General features: G+C 43.3%; 19 protein-coding genes. 7 read left to right on the top strand and 12 right to left on the bottom strand.

The annotated features are described in order from the left end of the window. Nucleotides 1-227 precede the first annotated feature (227 nt). Entirely contained in the window at nt 228-596 is a 369-nt protein-coding gene (locus IRQ95_RS10600) for a DUF1330 domain-containing protein (protein ID WP_228481372.1), read from the top strand. A 59-nt stretch (nt 597-655) separates the two neighbouring features. Here IRQ95_RS10600 and IRQ95_RS10595 read toward each other — a convergent pair whose 3' ends face one another. From IRQ95_RS10595 to IRQ95_RS10580, 4 genes are all read right to left on the bottom strand, one after another. Continuing rightward, complete coding sequence (locus IRQ95_RS10595; RefSeq protein WP_194436896.1) at nt 656-1102, bottom strand: DUF2846 domain-containing protein; 447 nt, start codon at nt 1100-1102, stop codon at nt 656-658. 48 nt (nt 1103-1150) lie between these two features. Continuing rightward, nucleotides 1151-1381: a hypothetical protein gene (locus IRQ95_RS10590; protein WP_194436895.1), complete on the bottom strand. Its 231-nt coding sequence runs from the start codon at nt 1379-1381 to the stop codon at nt 1151-1153. A 137-nt stretch (nt 1382-1518) separates the two neighbouring features. After that, a complete protein-coding gene (locus IRQ95_RS10585) occupies nt 1519-1827 on the bottom strand; it encodes a hypothetical protein (RefSeq protein WP_228481371.1) in 309 nt (102 codons plus the stop codon). Between the two features lie 224 nt (nt 1828-2051). Next, nucleotides 2052-2948: a LysR substrate-binding domain-containing protein gene (locus tag IRQ95_RS10580; protein ID WP_194436894.1), complete on the bottom strand. Its 897-nt coding sequence runs from the start codon at nt 2946-2948 to the stop codon at nt 2052-2054. A 114-nt stretch (nt 2949-3062) separates the two neighbouring features. Between IRQ95_RS10580 and IRQ95_RS10575 the strand changes: the two genes are divergently transcribed. The 3 genes from IRQ95_RS10575 (at nt 3063) to IRQ95_RS10565 (ending at nt 5927) form a co-directional block, all read left to right on the top strand. Beyond that, nucleotides 3063-3917, top strand: a complete 855-nt coding sequence (locus IRQ95_RS10575) for an N-acyl homoserine lactonase family protein (protein WP_194436893.1) — start codon at nt 3063-3065, stop codon at nt 3915-3917. 210 nt (nt 3918-4127) lie between these two features. Continuing rightward, entirely contained in the window at nt 4128-5267 is a 1140-nt protein-coding gene (locus IRQ95_RS10570) for a YbfB/YjiJ family MFS transporter (RefSeq protein ID WP_228481374.1), read from the top strand. Between the two features lie 9 nt (nt 5268-5276). Further along, nucleotides 5277-5927, top strand: coding sequence for a glutathione S-transferase N-terminal domain-containing protein (locus tag IRQ95_RS10565; RefSeq protein WP_194436891.1), 651 nt, complete (start codon nt 5277-5279; stop codon nt 5925-5927). A gap of 8 nt (nt 5928-5935) precedes the next feature. Here IRQ95_RS10565 and IRQ95_RS10560 read toward each other — a convergent pair whose 3' ends face one another. Further along, nucleotides 5936-6364, bottom strand: coding sequence for a MarR family winged helix-turn-helix transcriptional regulator (locus tag IRQ95_RS10560; RefSeq protein ID WP_123783830.1), 429 nt, complete (start codon nt 6362-6364; stop codon nt 5936-5938). Between the two features lie 14 nt (nt 6365-6378). Continuing rightward, nucleotides 6379-7056: a cytochrome b/b6 domain-containing protein gene (locus IRQ95_RS10555; protein WP_194436930.1), complete on the bottom strand. Its 678-nt coding sequence runs from the start codon at nt 7054-7056 to the stop codon at nt 6379-6381. A gap of 160 nt (nt 7057-7216) precedes the next feature. Here IRQ95_RS10555 and IRQ95_RS10550 point away from each other — a divergent pair, with 160 nt between their 5' ends. Together IRQ95_RS10550 and IRQ95_RS10545 are read left to right on the top strand one after the other, a co-directional pair. After that, nucleotides 7217-7645: a c-type cytochrome gene (locus IRQ95_RS10550; protein WP_194436890.1), complete on the top strand. Its 429-nt coding sequence runs from the start codon at nt 7217-7219 to the stop codon at nt 7643-7645. An 18-nt stretch (nt 7646-7663) separates the two neighbouring features. Then, nucleotides 7664-8107: a hypothetical protein gene (locus tag IRQ95_RS10545; protein WP_194436889.1), complete on the top strand. Its 444-nt coding sequence runs from the start codon at nt 7664-7666 to the stop codon at nt 8105-8107. 167 nt (nt 8108-8274) lie between these two features. Here the strand turns inward: IRQ95_RS10545 and IRQ95_RS10540 are convergent, their stop codons facing one another. From IRQ95_RS10540 to IRQ95_RS10525, 4 genes are all read right to left on the bottom strand, one after another. After that, complete coding sequence (locus IRQ95_RS10540; protein WP_194436888.1) at nt 8275-8613, bottom strand: hypothetical protein; 339 nt, start codon at nt 8611-8613, stop codon at nt 8275-8277. Nucleotides 8614-8622: 9 nt separating this feature from the next. Continuing rightward, nucleotides 8623-8889 (bottom strand): hypothetical protein, encoded by a 267-nt coding sequence (locus IRQ95_RS10535; RefSeq protein WP_194436887.1) that lies wholly within the window; start codon nt 8887-8889, stop codon nt 8623-8625. Nucleotides 8890-9158: 269 nt separating this feature from the next. Continuing rightward, a complete protein-coding gene (locus IRQ95_RS10530; RefSeq protein WP_194436886.1) occupies nt 9159-9785 on the bottom strand; it encodes a class I SAM-dependent methyltransferase in 627 nt (208 codons plus the stop codon). A 234-nt stretch (nt 9786-10019) separates the two neighbouring features. Continuing rightward, a complete protein-coding gene (locus IRQ95_RS10525) occupies nt 10020-10478 on the bottom strand; it encodes a YaiI/YqxD family protein (protein WP_075648212.1) in 459 nt (152 codons plus the stop codon). Nucleotides 10479-10890: 412 nt separating this feature from the next. On the opposite strand from IRQ95_RS10525, the gene IRQ95_RS10520 reads away from it, so the two are divergent. Then, nucleotides 10891-12195 carry a dicarboxylate/amino acid:cation symporter gene (locus tag IRQ95_RS10520; RefSeq protein ID WP_194436885.1) on the top strand — a complete coding sequence of 435 codons (1305 nt, stop codon included), beginning with the start codon at nt 10891-10893 and terminating at the stop codon, nt 12193-12195. A 75-nt stretch (nt 12196-12270) separates the two neighbouring features. Here IRQ95_RS10520 and IRQ95_RS10515 read toward each other — a convergent pair whose 3' ends face one another. Together IRQ95_RS10515 and IRQ95_RS10510 are read right to left on the bottom strand one after the other, a co-directional pair. Beyond that, entirely contained in the window at nt 12271-12666 is a 396-nt protein-coding gene (locus tag IRQ95_RS10515) for a YkvA family protein (protein ID WP_194436884.1), read from the bottom strand. Between the two features lie 380 nt (nt 12667-13046). Continuing rightward, complete coding sequence (locus tag IRQ95_RS10510; protein ID WP_194436883.1) at nt 13047-15116, bottom strand: diguanylate cyclase; 2070 nt, start codon at nt 15114-15116, stop codon at nt 13047-13049. Nucleotides 15117-15283: the final 167 nt, after the last annotated feature.

Genomic DNA, 15283 nt, shown 5'->3' with positions numbered 1-15283 from the left:
GCTTGGTTTGTACGTAAATCACCAACGAAAGTCTCAATATTTTTAATCACTTATACCCAAGTAACTTTCCACTATGAAGCAAACAAACCTTCGATAGACCACTGAAAAATCGAATTTAATCCTGCCATACGAACGCTGATTAAATGTTAACCTGTTATTCAATATCAAGCAGACAGGCAAGAGATAACATGGAAGTGCTCAATCAATTACACCCAACAGAACAACAGATGGACAGACTGCAAACTGCGCCAGAGAGTGGTCCCATCCACCTGCTTAATCTCTTTAAATTTCGCGACCAAGCGGAATATGCGGATGGTCGAAAAACCAACCTTACCGGCAGAGAAGCGTACGATTTGTATGGACAGCCGATGCTCAAAGTATTGGAGAAATATGGTGCTGAGGTGGTGTTCTATTCTGAAGTGACCGGATTGATCCTCGGGCAAGTCGATGAGCTTTGGGATTCATTTGTGATAGTCAGATACCCCTCTCGGCAAGCGCTGCTCGATATGACTGCATCGGAAGAATTTAATCAGCTCAAGGTGCACCGAGAAGCCGGTCTCGCGGGGCAATTAAATATTGAAACCAAAGTGCCTTAAGTCTTTACAAAAAACGCCCACAGCTAATCGCTTGGGGCGTTTTCGTTTAGAGCTTTGAGTTACTCTGGAACATAAGGTTTAGCGAGCCTTAAAGGAACAATATGTTCCTGGGCTTGGCCTTCTGGGACTGGACGTAATTTTGAACCACCGACGAAAACACCTAATTCGATTGTTTGCTGTATGTAGTAGTTTTTACCTGCTTCTACATCAATCAACAGATGGTTTGGACTAAACTCACTCTCAGTAGAGACATCGTAAGTACCTGGCTCTAGCTGAGTATAAAAATAAGTTTTATGTCCAGTAGTACCTAAATACCACCCATCAACCCAAATCATTCGTTTGAGTGCAGTTCCAATTCCGGCATTACGATAGATATAAACATTTGCTTTGTCCGGAGTAGTATTAAATTTTTCTACTTCATTTTCTACTGACTGTGGTTCTAAAGGAACCGTTGAACACCCAATAGTCGTAAATGCTAGCAAAGAGATCAGGATGATTTTTTTCATATATAATATTTTAGATGTGAAATAGTATCGGAGATTTTTAACTTTGGCTTAATTCGCAACCATGCTTTGAGGTTTACGTGGATAGACATCAGCTACAATAGTCGTTGTATACTGAGTACCAACGAAACCGTATGTCCAAGATTCTTTAACTTGAATATTTCCAATTAAACCGTCACCTGCTTGATACTTAATTTCGTTAAATGCACGTTCATGTCTGTCATTGATATTTATCGGAATAAATAGAAGTAATTGGAAGCCACTAGCAGACGCCGAAACCATCTTTGGTTTCTCCATATCGTAGTGTTCTTGCCCAATATTGTGGACGTTGCCAAAATAAACTGGATTGCTAACACATCCCTGTAGTAACAGAAAAACGAGTATACATAGAGTTTTACAGCCATTAACTAGAGCTTTCATCACAGTTTCTCCTTAATCGCTGTACCTTCAACTGTAACAGTTCGAGCAGTGCCGAGTAACCACCATGTCCATGATTCTGTATATGTAACATCAATTAAACCTGTAGCACCTGGTACTTGATCAATCGCATCATCGTATGCACGTTCTATTCTGCTATTTAAGCCCATAGGAACTACATAGTAAGCAGTAGCCAGTAGACCAAGAGAACCTGACGCGCTTCCTTTAGTCTTACCAAGAACTTGATAATTTTCAGGTGGTGTTGCCGATACCATTGTATATGATGAAGAACACCCAGATAGTAGTGCCACTGCAATAACAACAGCACTAAGAAGCAAACGCTTTATTTCAAAATTAAACACTCAAGATTACCTGTGTTTTAAGAGAGATGGTTTTAAGGGGCGCGAATACTAATACAAAGTCGTGCCAACTGCTAGACTCAAACCATACAAAATAATAGATGTTTGCTCGTATGATTTTCTCGAGGTAAAAACCAACATTCTGTATTTGGGATCGTTTATATTTGCTCGTTTCACTAAAGTGCAGCAAACTTTTCCGCTAGAAACCGAATTAACAACTGGGTTTTACGCGGCAAAAACTGTTTAGAAGGATAAACGGCGTATATGGGCCCCGGTGGCTCAACTTGGTACTCAGGTAACAGCTTCACCAATTTCCCTTGCTTGACGAGCTCATCACCAAACACACTTGGCAAAACTCCGATTACCGAGTTATGCACGAGAGCTTCAGCGACCGGACCAAAATCATTCGCGTATGTGCGATAATCCGTTGTCACCTGATGGGCTTTACTGTTGCTGGGTTGAGTTCCTTTATAGAGATTCCAGCTTTTGGCAAAGTAAGGCACGGTCAGTGACTTTAAGCCATTGAGTTGACCGGGTTGGGTGGGCAAGGTGTTGTTATTTATCCACGGAAGACCGGCGTAGAGACGCATCTCAGGCTGATAGAGAAACTTAGCGACCAAAGCAGAATCTTTTAGCGGTCCGGGTCGAATCGCTAAATCAACCTGTTCAGTATGAATGTCTTCGATGCTGTTACTGATTCGATAATGAAGATCCAGGTTTGGATAACGCGCTTGAAACTCCCCTAGCCATTCCGAGAGACGAAAGTAACCAAGGAAAATGGGCGAAACCACCACCATTTTGCCGCTGATGTGCTCTTGTTGATCCTGTAGAAAGGTCACACTGTCAATTAACCCCTCAAGATGCGGCGCTGTTTGCTGGTTCAATAGTTGCCCTAACTCACTCAACTGCACGGTACGCGAAGTGCGTTGAATCAACTTCACTCCAAGGTGTTTTTCCAACTCGGCAATACGTCGACTGACCGTACTGGTGGGTAAATCAAGATGTTCTGCCGCAGAGACAAAACTCCCCCGCTCAGCAATGGTTTTGAGGATCAGAAGGTCGTTAAAGTTCACACTATCGTCCCATTATTGGAATGCACTGTCCAAATTATGCCGTTTTTGCTGCGCTTAAAACTACCTAGACTGGGGCAACTTACACGTCACTTCAAGAAAATGGAGATAAGCTTGATGAACAATCGACTACTTTTACTCAGCCTCGCTTTGCCCGTTACCGCATTGGCTAATGGATTTAATCACTTTAATAGTGATGGCAAAGTGGATGTTTCCATCAGTGTGCTCGATTGCGGCAGAATCGAAGCTCGCGAGCCTAGTATGTTTAACCCAAACGTCTCTGACGAGCATCCGCTCCAGTCAGCCAATAGCTGCTATCTAATCCAGCATCCCAAAGGGACATTGCTATGGGATACCGGTCTTAATGATGGACTAAACAAGCTCGCGGATGGAATGGAAGTCATGGGTGGCGCTTTTCATTTCACTTTACCTATCACCCTTAACGAGCAACTAACCGCAATGAACATTGCGCCGAATGATATCGACTACCTCGTGCTATCGCACTTACACGCCGACCATACCGGTAACGCCAACCAATTCAGCTCGGCTAAATGGCTAATCCAAGAGAATGAACACCAAGTTGCCTTTGATGCAGAGATCTCTGCTAAGATAGGGTTTGACCTAACCCAATATCAGAATCTTAAAGACTCAGTAGAAGTCATTAAGGGTGACCATCAAGTTTTTGGCGATGGGTCTGTCGTGATTGTTTCCGCACCTGGACATACACCGGGGCATCAAGCGCTCTATGTTGACCTGCCAAACTACGGACCGATCGTGCTCAGTGGCGATCTCTACCACTCGCACCAAAACCGAGCTCAAAAAGCGATCCCTGTTTTTAACCAACCTGAACAAACGAAAGCATCTTTTGCCCGTGTTGAGCAGTTGCTAATAGAAAAGCAAGCCGAAATCTGGATTGGGCATGATATCGATGAGTTTAATCAGAAAAAGCTCGCTCCTTATCGCTACCAATAAACCGTCTAATGCGAAATAAAACGGAGGCTTGTTGACCTAAAGTCTAACTGCGCATATCACTCGAAAATGAGAAGCTTAGGGCTGAAGACAAACTGAAAGAGATGCCGTCAAACATCTCTTTCAACATTCACCTAGATGTGTAAGCAAGGAATCAAGGTGCACAACCCTAACTTAACTCGTTCTCTTCCACAGTTATTTAATGCCTATTCCATGGCAGGTTTCAGTGCAACCTTAGTAGGCAATGGCATTGGGCGTTTTGCTTACATTGCGATGATGCCAGCTTTAATTCATGCGGGATGGTTCGATGAAGCGCAAGCCTCTTATTTAGGTGCGGCTACCCTTATCGGTTATATTCTCGGTGCCCCACTGTGCCAATATCTAACGCACTACTTCACAGCGGTCAGCTTAATCCGCGTAGCCATGTTACTCAGCAGTTTGAGCTTTCTCGGCTGCGCTTTGCAAGACATCAGCTTTAGTTACTATTTTCTACTTCGAGCCATGGCAGGGTTAACCGGTGCGATGCTGATGATCCTCGCTCCACCTTTGATCGTGCGTTTACATCCGCCGCAAACCAAAGCGCGTATCAGCGGCATTATATTCTCCGGCATTGGGCTTGGTGTCATGCTAGCCGGTTGCTTGCTGCCAATCATTTTGCAACAGAGCATATCTGCTGCTTGGTTGCTCCTTGCCGCCATCACCTTCGCCACCACCTTTGCGACTTGGTCTACTTGGCAAAAAACCGAAGCCAATTCGAGTTTTAGCCCCTCCTCCGCCAAACTTAATACCCTATCTAAGTCACAGCAAAGAACACTTGGGCGGCTAGTGTGTGCTTATGCTTTTGATGCCATAGGTTATCTGCCACATACGCTGTTTTGGGTCGATTTTATCGTGCGAGATCTTGATAGGTCGTTAACCTTGGGTGGGGCAATGTGGGCAATTTTCGGCGTTGGTGCAGCGTTAGGACCCATACTAGTTGGCTCGATTGGCGATAAACTGGATCTCAAACTCGCCTTATGCAGCGTATTCCTGTTAAAAGCGACTGGGGTATTATTACCAACGCTCACCACTAATCTCGCGGGTTTAATGCTGTCATCTTTACTGGTTGGTCTGTTTACTACCGGCGTGGTGGCACTCATCTCTGCTTATACACTTGAGTGCGTCGGTTATGAACTTAATACCAAGGCATGGGGCATGCTCACCATGGCGTTTGCCTTATCTCAAGGCGTGTTCGGCTATTTGTACGCATACCTTGCTCCCCAAATTACTAACTACCAGCCACTATTTATTACCAGCACGTGCGCTCTCGTGCTCGCCGCAGTGCTGACCTATTTTAGTCACCCCAGTCATTAAGGAAGCCCAATGAAACTCTACTTAAATGATACCTCTCCTTTTTCACGCGTTGCACTGGCAACCGCCCTGCTAACGGAGGAAAAGAGACTTGAATTAATCTGGGTTGATCCATGGGCATCTCCGCAAGCACTCTTGCAAGTGAATCCGTTTAGTATGATCCCAGCACTGGAGTTAGATAGTGGTCACTGCGTCATCGAAAGTTTAACCATCTGCCACTACCTCATTGCCCGCTATCAACCCCAAACTGTTCAGCCACTAAAGATGGCAGACGAGGGGGAAGCCGTTATGACTGGCATGGCGAAAACGCTGATGGAGATCAGTTTTAAATCCGTTGCCTTAGGACGCTTTATTGAACTGCCCAATGAACTGCACCAACGCGCAATCATCGCGGTGCAAAGGGCATTGGTAGAGTTAAACCACCATCTAGAAAAACAGCAGAGCGAAGAAGCACCAGCGGCAACACTTGCGGTACTCTACCTGCATTGCGCTCTAGATTACGTCGAGTTCCGTCTACCCGAATTATTTGAGCAGTGTGCGCAGCAGCCGACCCTCGACTTTATGCGCCACTCGCCATTTAATTCCGTACTCAACCACATCAGTGTGGCGAAACTGGTCAGCAAACCGAGTTTTGCAAACTTACATGACTCGGTAAACGGATAAGATAACGACTAAATCGCTGCCACCATTTTTTGCAGTAAAGCGATCATCTGCTGCTGTTCGTCTTGATTGAGACTACTTAGCATCTGCTGATTCACGGCCACCGGGATAGGAATTAACGTCGCTTTAAGCGCTCGCCCTTGTTCGGTCAGGAAAATGCGGTGAGAGCGGCGACTATTTGGATCGGCGCGTCTCTCCACCAAACCAAGCTTTTCTAGTTTATCCAGCGTGCGCGTCGTGGTGGAGTTTTCTACTTTCGACTTAGCGGCAATGTCCCGCTGTGTCACGCCTTCTTCTTCCCATAAACACATCATGGTTGGCCATAGCGCCACGCTTAAGCCATGCTTTTTCAGCTCAGCATCGAATACTTTTTCCGCTCTACCTGCGACAACATTTATCATCCAACCAAAGCTAGTTTGTCGATCAAATTTCTCGCTCATACCACTACCATGAATCACCAAATTGAAAATGCAATAATTGCCATAGTAACTAATGCCGCAGCAACTAGCATCAAAAATGCGAATGCTGGTGAAGCGATTTGTGGTTGAATAGCGATTTCATGTGGCAACAATTGGTTCAATGGCTGCTGCTCAGCCGACGGAAAGTCCGTGGGTTTAGTAAAGCCCGTAATCATTGTTTTAACTAAAGGCTTACCTCGCAGTTTATAGACCAGAATCGCGACTAGGTGCAAAGCAACTAACGCCGGAAGTAAGTTAGCCAGAATTAAGTGTAATGACTCCAACAACGCAAACACGTCATCATTTAGCCAAACATGCGCCATGGGTAGACCATCAAGTAACCCCGCCAAGGCTAAGCCAGAAAGGCATTGCAATAGCAAACTCACCACTAACGCAACCACCATCCAAGCACCAAGGGGATTGTGCCCAAGACGAGCTGTCATCTTGCCTGTCACATAGTGCCAAGTTTGTTTTGGCGAGCGTATAAATGAGCTGAAACGACTGGTTTCACTGCCGACAAAACCCCAAATCACGCGCCAAATCACCAGTATAAACAACGCGATACCTAACTCGATATGTGGTCCATTACCCGACTTGCCGCTTGCCATCAGCGCGACAAATAACCCCGCCTGAGTCCAGTGATAAAGACGCGTAGCGCCATCCCATACTTTAATTTTCATCTTCTACCTTTCGCTTTTCATAATTGAATGAGTCACTTAAGGCACATTCCTTGGTTACCTTAGCTTTACTTGCCATTTAATTTACACAACAACAGTTGCTAACGCAACTATTGTTGTGTAAATTAAATGCAGACCCACTAATGAGAAGCTAAAAATGAACAAAACACTCTTGCTACTAACATTGCTACTGCCAAGTGTTACTTGGGCAAATAACTACGCGGATGTCATCGAAACGCGTCAAAAGGTGTTCAGCCTGATTGAAGAACAGTTAGATAGCGCAAACGATCTTATTGACGGCGATGACACTGATTGGCAACAACTTGAACAAGTCGCGAAACAACTGACTGATGCGAGCCAAACCTTAACCACAAGCTTCCCTCAAGGTAGCCATGATGGCAGTAAAGCGAACGAAAAAATCTGGCAAGATCCCGCCAAATTTGAACAGTTAATGACGAAAATGGATCAAGGTATTAGTCAGCTGTATCAAGCCAGCCAGCAGCGCAATGTTGATATGGCTGAAGAAGGAATTGAGCGAGCAGAAGATACCTGCCGCAATTGTCACCGTAGTTATCGTTCACGTTAAAAATGAGGAAACACGAGCATGAACCGCAAACTTAAAACCCTGCATCGAAGCTGCGCAGTACTCGCATTCATTACTATTGCTAGCTTTTTTAGCTCAACCTTAGTTAGCGAACTCTTCGCCTCGCAACAAGCGGTTGCTGCGGTAAAACAAACCATTGCTTATGCCGTGTGGGGATTAATACCACTTATGGCGATAACAGGTGCGACTGGCGCGAAACTGGCACCTAAGGTAAAAATGGGCGTTGGACCGATTGGGCGTAAAAAGCAACACATGCCCGTTATTGCCATCAACGGCTTGGTCGTTCTGCTGCCTGCTGCGTTATACCTTAACTCACTAGCAAGCCAAGGTGATTTTGGTGCTACTTTCTATACGGTACAGGTCATTGAGCTACTGGCAGGGGCTACTAACCTAACGCTGATGGCGTTAAGCCTAAAAGATGTGCTATCAACACGCAAAATTTAGTGGCGGCTAACCTGCCACTAACTCTTGAGCATTCTTAGTAAAGATTGCATGATTTTTCTACGCCGAGATTGCTACAACAAATAATCATCTTGTACATTTAAGCTACACATAGAGTTAGCAGCCAATACAAAATCATTCTATTCACAAATTAAAAAGAAGTGCATGTATTATTCACGCTTAAAGTAATCACTGACATCATAGATACGATAAAAAATCAGACAAACAACCATCCAAACGAATGACATTATCAACTCAAACTTAACATCAACCTCGTCAATCCCAAAATCAATAATAGTGACAATCATTTTAAACAAAGGGATACACAGAAAGAGCAAGAATGAAATGATATTTCTATTTCGAAGAGCAATAGCAATCATCGAATTATAACATGCAAAAAATAAAAACAAGAAACCTGCACCATCCTGTATATTCTTAATACCAACAAGTGCGAATATAGGTATACTTATCAAACAATTTCTATAAAAAGTTCGGATAAATTGAGGCATTATTAATCCCTAAAGCGTAGCTTCTTTGATCACGACTAACAAAGCAAAAATGACGCCTGTTACTACCAAATAAGTCCTGAGAAAACCTTGGACTTTTATTCCTTTAACTGTCAAAACTCCTTCTTTAGCACAGAGAAGACCAAATTCAGCTTTGACTTTATCATTACTTTTATCTCTAAATGAAAACAGAATAGTAGGGGATATAACCAACACTATCGAAAACAAAGTCATAAAAACAAACAAAAGACTGCCTATTACAGATTTAAATTCAATCATTGCCACCACTAAGACTAAAATTATTAGCTACCATTCATTAATATACAACTCATACAAATGTATTGTATTTTTTCAGATGATACTAATACGATAAAACCTAGAATAACATTCGATAAATCCTTTCATTGAAATACAAAACAATTCGACACACATCGTTATTTAGCCATGAAGTGCATCGCATCATTGTGAACAATATTATTTCGATAAATTACATTATCCTCTGTAACATCAAATTAATTAGTTCAAAGAAAATGTGATTAGCAAACGAGTTACTCTGACTTCACACCACTCAAATGCACAGCTTTTACTCTCTGGCCTAGCATTTCTGTTGCGATATTTTGCAAGCCTGCCGATGCCGCCAGTTCGTGGGCAAGTACGGGCGTCATTACGATTGAGTTATTACTTTTTTTAGAGCCGTATTTTCTTAAGTAGCGATATTTCAGTCCTAGCTTATTGAAAAAGCTCATATCATGCAGAGTAAAACTAACCGCGATCAGCTGTCCACCAGGCTTAAGCACTCGCATACATTCATGTAGCGCTTGGGCAGGATTGGGGATAACGTGGAGTAAGTTAGCCATAAAGACCGTGTCAAAACTGGCATCCTGATAACTGAGAGCAAAACAATCGGCTGGCTCAACTACGACTTTAGGCTCTTGTTCAAAGCGAATTTTGGTCACCTCCAGCATTGGCTGTGACACATCCGTGGCAACCACTCTTTTGGCTGACGCTAATAAGCTCGACGTATAGGTGCCGTTACCACAGCCCAACTCAAGCACATCACCAAGCTCACGGTGTCGCGCCAAGCGTTGCTTCACGCGGTTAATATCATCTATACCAACCACATAGTTATTACTCTGTTCAAAGTTCTTGGCAAAGTCTTCCCATTTGTTTTCCATGTCGTTCTCCTAGGAATCGCAAATAAAAGATCGCCACATTGCTTATTAGTTATTAGTTGTTTTTCGTTATGACCAAATCACTTATGGTTACTTATAGGCTATGACAGGCAAGGTATCTCTTGGCATAGCAGTATCATCAAGTGTGGCAATTACAGGGTAAATAGGATGGAGGGCAACGGCTATCAAAACAGTCAACTCTGAACAAAAACTGTGCTGACAGCCGGAAAAATCAGATTACTTTTGCGCGCGTTGCCATTGTACTAACCACTTATCAAGTTGGTTAGCAAACTGCTGACGGTCGGCTTGGTTTAGAGGTGCTGGACCTCCGGTTTGAATACCGCTACTGCGCATCGTTTCCATAAAATCGCGAATGTTGAGACGCGACTTAATGTTCTCTTTGGTAAACAGTTCACCGCGGGAGCTTAGTGCATGCCCACCTTTGGTAATCACTTCATCAGCGAGTGGAATATCACTGGTAATCACCAGATCGCCTGCTTGTGAACGCTTCACAATCTCGTTGTCTGCCACATCAAAACCTGCTTCTACTTGCAGCATAGTGATGTTAGTTGTTGCTGGTGTACGGATAAACTGGTTGGCAACTAATGTCACCTCTACACCGGTACGTTGCGCCGCTCTGTATAGAATGTCGCGAATAACAACCGGACAAGCATCCGCATCAACCCAAATCTTCATCAATGACTTCTCTCAAATCTAAACAAATTACATTGTAACGGCTTAGTGCTGTGATACCTATGACTAATCATCGCTCCCTTGAGGTCAGGGTGTGAGCACTTTTAACCAACACAAACCAAACTTCGCCAAATTTCGACCAAAATTGCCAACTTTCAACGAAATTAAACCAACTTTAGTTAATTTTATCCGAAATTCCGTCATAACGACCAATACGCATTGTGCGTAAAGTCACCATTTAATGATGATAAGAAGCAAAATATACACATTAAATATGAAATAAATCACATTTATTTAGTGATTGCGATCACATCTATAACCACAAAGAAACCTTTTTCCTTCTTATTTTACTCTTTCCACTGCTAACCTCCTGCACCTCCCCATTGGAGGGGTAAAACTATAAGGAGTGTTCAAAATGAATACCAAGAAACCGATGTCGCTCACCGGCCGCGTAATTTTAGGCATGGTAGCGGGTATCTTGACGGGCTTTGCCATTCGAGCCCTGTTTGCTGACAGCGGATTTGTCGACGAGTATGTAGTAAATGGACTGTTTGAAGTTGGTGGACAGATTTTTGTCGCTAGCTTGAAGATGCTAGTTGTACCGCTAGTCTTTGTCTCTTTGGTGTGTGGCACCAGCTCTCTTAAAGACCTTTCAACCCTTGGTCGCATGGGTGGTAAAACCCTCGCTTTCTATATCGCCACCACTGCTATCGCGATTACCTTAGCGCTAACGATGGGTACACTATTCCAACCAGGAGCAGGTGCAGATCTGACCGCAGCTAGCACATTCCAATCAGCGCAAGCACCATCGCTTGGTCAAGTGATCATCGATATGTTCCCAACCAACCCTATCAGCGCAATGGCTGAAGGTAAGACCCTGCAAGTAATTGTGTTTGCGGTACTGTTTGGTATTGCCATCAGTGCAGCAGGTAAGCCGGGTGAACGCATCGCTGATTTCTTCTCAGATCTGAATGAAGTGATCATGAAACTTGTGGCTATCTTGATGAACTTGGCACCTTTTGGTGTGTTCTTCCTAATGGCAAAACTGTTCACCGATATTGGTTTAGGTGCCATCATCAACCTAGCAGAATACTTCTTAGTACTCGCAGGTACGCTATTGCTACATGGTCTCGTGACTTACAGTGTGATGCTAAAAGGCTTTACCGGTCTTAGCCCGATTACCTTCCTACGTAAGATGGAAGATGCGATCATGTTTGCCTTTTCAACGGCGTCATCAAACGCCACCATTCCAGTCACAATGGAAACAGCAAAGCACCGGATGGGCGTTGAGAACCGCGTTTCCTCGTTCACCATTCCATTAGGTGCGACTGTAAACATGGATGGCACAGCGATCATGCAAGGTGTTGCTACTGCCTTCATCGCTCAAGCGTTCAATATTGATCTGACCATGATGGATTACCTAATGGTGATCATGACAGCAACACTGGCGTCTATTGGTACTGCAGGTGTCCCTGGCGTTGGTTTGGTGATGTTAGCGATGGTATTGAACCAAGTTGGTCTACCACTAGAAGGTATTGCTCTGATTATGGGTGTTGACCGCCTGCTGGATATGATTCGCACTGCGGTAAATATCACCGGTGATAGCGCAGTGACTATTATTGTCGCGAAATCGGAAGGCGCATTGGATGAGGCTCGTTTTAATGACCCTCAAGCCGGTGAAGCAGAAGAAGAAGTGCATCTTAAACGTACCGTAGCGTAACGCTTTGTTGCACCACTTTACAGTGTAAAAATCCACCGTATGCGGTGGATTTTTTATGAAATTTGAAAGTGTTATCTATTCGGTCATTGAGTGCCATTTATCACGTGCTTGCGCTTCGTGCTCATCCGTAATTGCACTCCCCACTGAGTTTGCTGCCAGTGTTAAGGCTGCCATGTCGTCAGTAAAGCCAACACCTGCCATCACATCCGGCACCATATCCGTTGGTAACACAAAATAAGCGAGCGCGCCGCCTAGCACCGCTTTATGGCGCACTGAAGTGTTCGAGTCAGCCACTGCTAACCAAGATTTAATCCCCATCACCGCAAGCTCTTCACCTGCACGCTTGGCGGATTTCTTCATTTTATGCCAAAAGGTTTTCTCATCTGGCGCTGGGGCTTGTGATTGCTCTAGCTGCAAAGCCACACCTTGCTCAAGCTCTAAAGCCACATTGTCATTAGTTAATGAGGTCATCTGTTCCTCCTCACTCTATCTACTTCGAGTTCTATTTATACCCAAGTAACCTCAAGGTGCTTGGTTCAGCGAGAATGCCTTGGTTTGCAGACAAGGCAACGAATTGAAGATCTAGTGGTTCTAAATCAAAAATCGTTAACGAAGTGTGCGAGCCAAGGCAACTCGCCCTTCGGGAGCGTGTCAATGCTTCAATTTCGGTGTCAAACGACTTGGAAATAGTTCACTATTTCGCTGCATCGTTTTCCTGGAACTTAAATCAATGACAACGCTCTGAATCCTGCATCTTGAAGTCACTTGGGTATATGTGTTTAAGCATAGATGAGTCAAGATGAACCTAAGATTAATGCCATCTTTGAACGATCAATAACAAAAGGCATTTACTATGCACAGTAGTTGATATAGCAGCTTTGATTCCGTCCTTTAGATTTAGCTTGATACAATGCTCTATCTGCTTCTTTCATCATCGTATTGATGTCAGATTCGATATTAGAATCACAAGTTAAAAGGCCCAAGCTCAACGTTAGTTTATCGCTAACTGAGGATTTGCTATGTAGAATATTGAGCTTTTCCACCGCCTCATGGATACGGTTAGCCAGCCCCAAAGCAGCCTCTCTATCAATATCACTCAACACCACAACAAACTCTTCACCACCATATCTAGCCACGAACTCACTTTCTCCACATTGTTCTTTAAGTGTCTTAGCCACCAATTGCAACACAACATCACCAGCCGCATGACCATACTGATCGTTATAGTTCTTAAAGTAATCTATATCAATCATAAAGATGGCGCGTTTAAAACATAATGAAGGGTATGAGTTCCAGACCGGAAGATACTCATCAATCGCTCGCCGGTTGAATATCCCTGTTAAACCATCGGTATTACTCAGTGTTGTTAGCAAGCCATTCAACTGCACAATTTTGTTATTCTTGGATTTTAGCATCACAGTGAATAGCACTAGGCTAAGCAAAACAACCATTAAAAACATAAACATCCATTTTGATTCTTCTTTGCTGTGTTCAAGAGCAGCTATACGAGCTTCTTTTTCTTTGGTTTCAAATTGACTATAAATATATTGCGAATACTGCCTGTTTTCATTCAATCGCCAGTTCACCTGTAAGCGGTTCTCTGCTTCTAAATGACGGAGCGCAAGCGTTAATTCATTTAGTGCTAGGTAGTCTAGATACAACTTGCGATTGATACCGGTTTCCAAATAATACAGATCCCGCTCGATTATTTTGTTCTCTGCTTGCTTGTGATATTCAACAGCTTTGTCTAATTCTCTCCTAAGATAGTAGATATCTCCCATGATCGTATCTAGAGTAACGTCAAACTGATAAACTCGTGCATGAAACTCTCCCTCATGACGCTGTTTAGCTATTTTTATCAACCGTAAAGCTTCTTTAGCATCCCCTAAACGGCGTTTCAAATCTGCTTGCATAGCATAAAAGTATGTTTGGTAGTGCTCCTTACCTTCTGGTAGCGACATCTGAGCCAACTGCTCCTGAGCAGCTACTAGCGTTTTTTCTGCTTCAGCTAAATCATTGACTTCTGTATATGCCGAATAAAGCTTAACTAGAATGTAATGCAATCGCTCAGGATTGTTAGAACCAATATCTCTATTAAATTCAATCGCTTTATTAAACTGCTCAATGGCCTCATGGTAATTACCGTTATACAAGTAATCTATACCCACATCAGTAAGCATAAACTGCACTTGCTCATAATCTTTTCGAGCCAAGCTAATCTCAATCGCCTCGATTTTTAGGTTCACTCCTTTAACGAATTGACTATCATTCCAATAAGCAGTCCCTAGATAATAATAAACGTCATCCACTCTTTTATATTGCATTGCTGTCGCTTTACGCTTGATATCCTCCCAGTAACCAACCAGTTCACCACTCGAGCTCTTTTGATGTGATAGTTCAAACGCTCGTTTCATGAAATAGGTAAGAAAGACTTCGTTGTGCGGGCCGTTGTAGCCGTCGAACAAGCTCGAGACCTGTTGAAAACTTTTAGCAGAATCATTGAGCTTATTTAACTTAATCTGAGCAAGACTTAGATCAAAGAATACCTTTGCTCGCAGTTCTATAGGTGTATCATCAACTAACAAACTAATACTGGTTTCAGCATGTCGCTCGGCATCTATGAATTGCCCGCTCCGTATTGCTTCATTGGCCAACATCCAACTACTAAAAAACTGTTCTGTGGAGTTGCCCACTTTAAACCATTGATGCAGGTCGCTTTCAGATAGGTAATCGGGTAATTCTGGTATTGGTTCGGTCGCACGGTGCTTGAGCAATTGTGTGGCATAACGCTCAAGAGATGCTGGTAATGCCTGACTTGGTGCAGAAGAGTCAATGTCACTCTTATCAATCCAAATAACAATTAAGAAGCCAATTATCGCCATTACTAGAAGTAGCCACAAAGTTTTTATTTTTGATTTCATTAACTCAACCACAATAATAAAAAGCCTGAAAATTCATGCAATTAAAGATTATACAGGCAGGATTTAGAGCAAACTATTTATCATTCCAAATAATGCGACACGTCGTTCCATAACCATGTTTAGTATTGATTAAAATATCTGTAGATTAAGCCAAACCATAAAAAAAT

The organism is Vibrio fluminensis (assembly GCF_015278125.1).
Lineage (GTDB): Bacteria > Pseudomonadota > Gammaproteobacteria > Enterobacterales > Vibrionaceae > Vibrio > Vibrio fluminensis.
Note: the sequence above shows the minus strand (reverse complement) of the source record. Positions and strands in the feature narration are given on the sequence as shown.

Coding starts and splice junctions, on each gene's coding strand:
- IRQ95_RS10525 (WP_075648212.1), bottom strand. CDS start 10,478: ATGAAGATTTGGGTTGATGCGGATGCTTGTCCGGTTGTTATTCGCGAC.
- IRQ95_RS10595 (WP_194436896.1), bottom strand. CDS start 1,102: ATGAAAAAAATCATCCTGATCTCTTTGCTAGCATTTACGACTATTGGG.
- IRQ95_RS10510 (WP_194436883.1), bottom strand. CDS start 15,116: ATGAAATCAAAAATAAAAACTTTGTGGCTACTTCTAGTAATGGCGATA.
- IRQ95_RS10590 (WP_194436895.1), bottom strand. CDS start 1,381: ATGGTTTCGGCGTCTGCTAGTGGCTTCCAATTACTTCTATTTATTCCG.
- IRQ95_RS10600 (WP_228481372.1), top strand. CDS start 228: ATGGACAGACTGCAAACTGCGCCAGAGAGTGGTCCCATCCACCTGCTT.
- IRQ95_RS10540 (WP_194436888.1), bottom strand. CDS start 8,613: ATGCCTCAATTTATCCGAACTTTTTATAGAAATTGTTTGATAAGTATA.
- IRQ95_RS10550 (WP_194436890.1), top strand. CDS start 7,217: ATGAACAAAACACTCTTGCTACTAACATTGCTACTGCCAAGTGTTACT.
- IRQ95_RS10520 (WP_194436885.1), top strand. CDS start 10,891: ATGAATACCAAGAAACCGATGTCGCTCACCGGCCGCGTAATTTTAGGC.
- IRQ95_RS10570 (WP_228481374.1), top strand. CDS start 4,128: ATGGCAGGTTTCAGTGCAACCTTAGTAGGCAATGGCATTGGGCGTTTT.
- IRQ95_RS10565 (WP_194436891.1), top strand. CDS start 5,277: ATGAAACTCTACTTAAATGATACCTCTCCTTTTTCACGCGTTGCACTG.
- IRQ95_RS10560 (WP_123783830.1), bottom strand. CDS start 6,364: ATGAGCGAGAAATTTGATCGACAAACTAGCTTTGGTTGGATGATAAAT.
- IRQ95_RS10575 (WP_194436893.1), top strand. CDS start 3,063: ATGAACAATCGACTACTTTTACTCAGCCTCGCTTTGCCCGTTACCGCA.
- IRQ95_RS10545 (WP_194436889.1), top strand. CDS start 7,664: ATGAACCGCAAACTTAAAACCCTGCATCGAAGCTGCGCAGTACTCGCA.
- IRQ95_RS10530 (WP_194436886.1), bottom strand. CDS start 9,785: ATGGAAAACAAATGGGAAGACTTTGCCAAGAACTTTGAACAGAGTAAT.
- IRQ95_RS10535 (WP_194436887.1), bottom strand. CDS start 8,889: ATGATTGAATTTAAATCTGTAATAGGCAGTCTTTTGTTTGTTTTTATG.
- IRQ95_RS10515 (WP_194436884.1), bottom strand. CDS start 12,666: ATGACCTCATTAACTAATGACAATGTGGCTTTAGAGCTTGAGCAAGGT.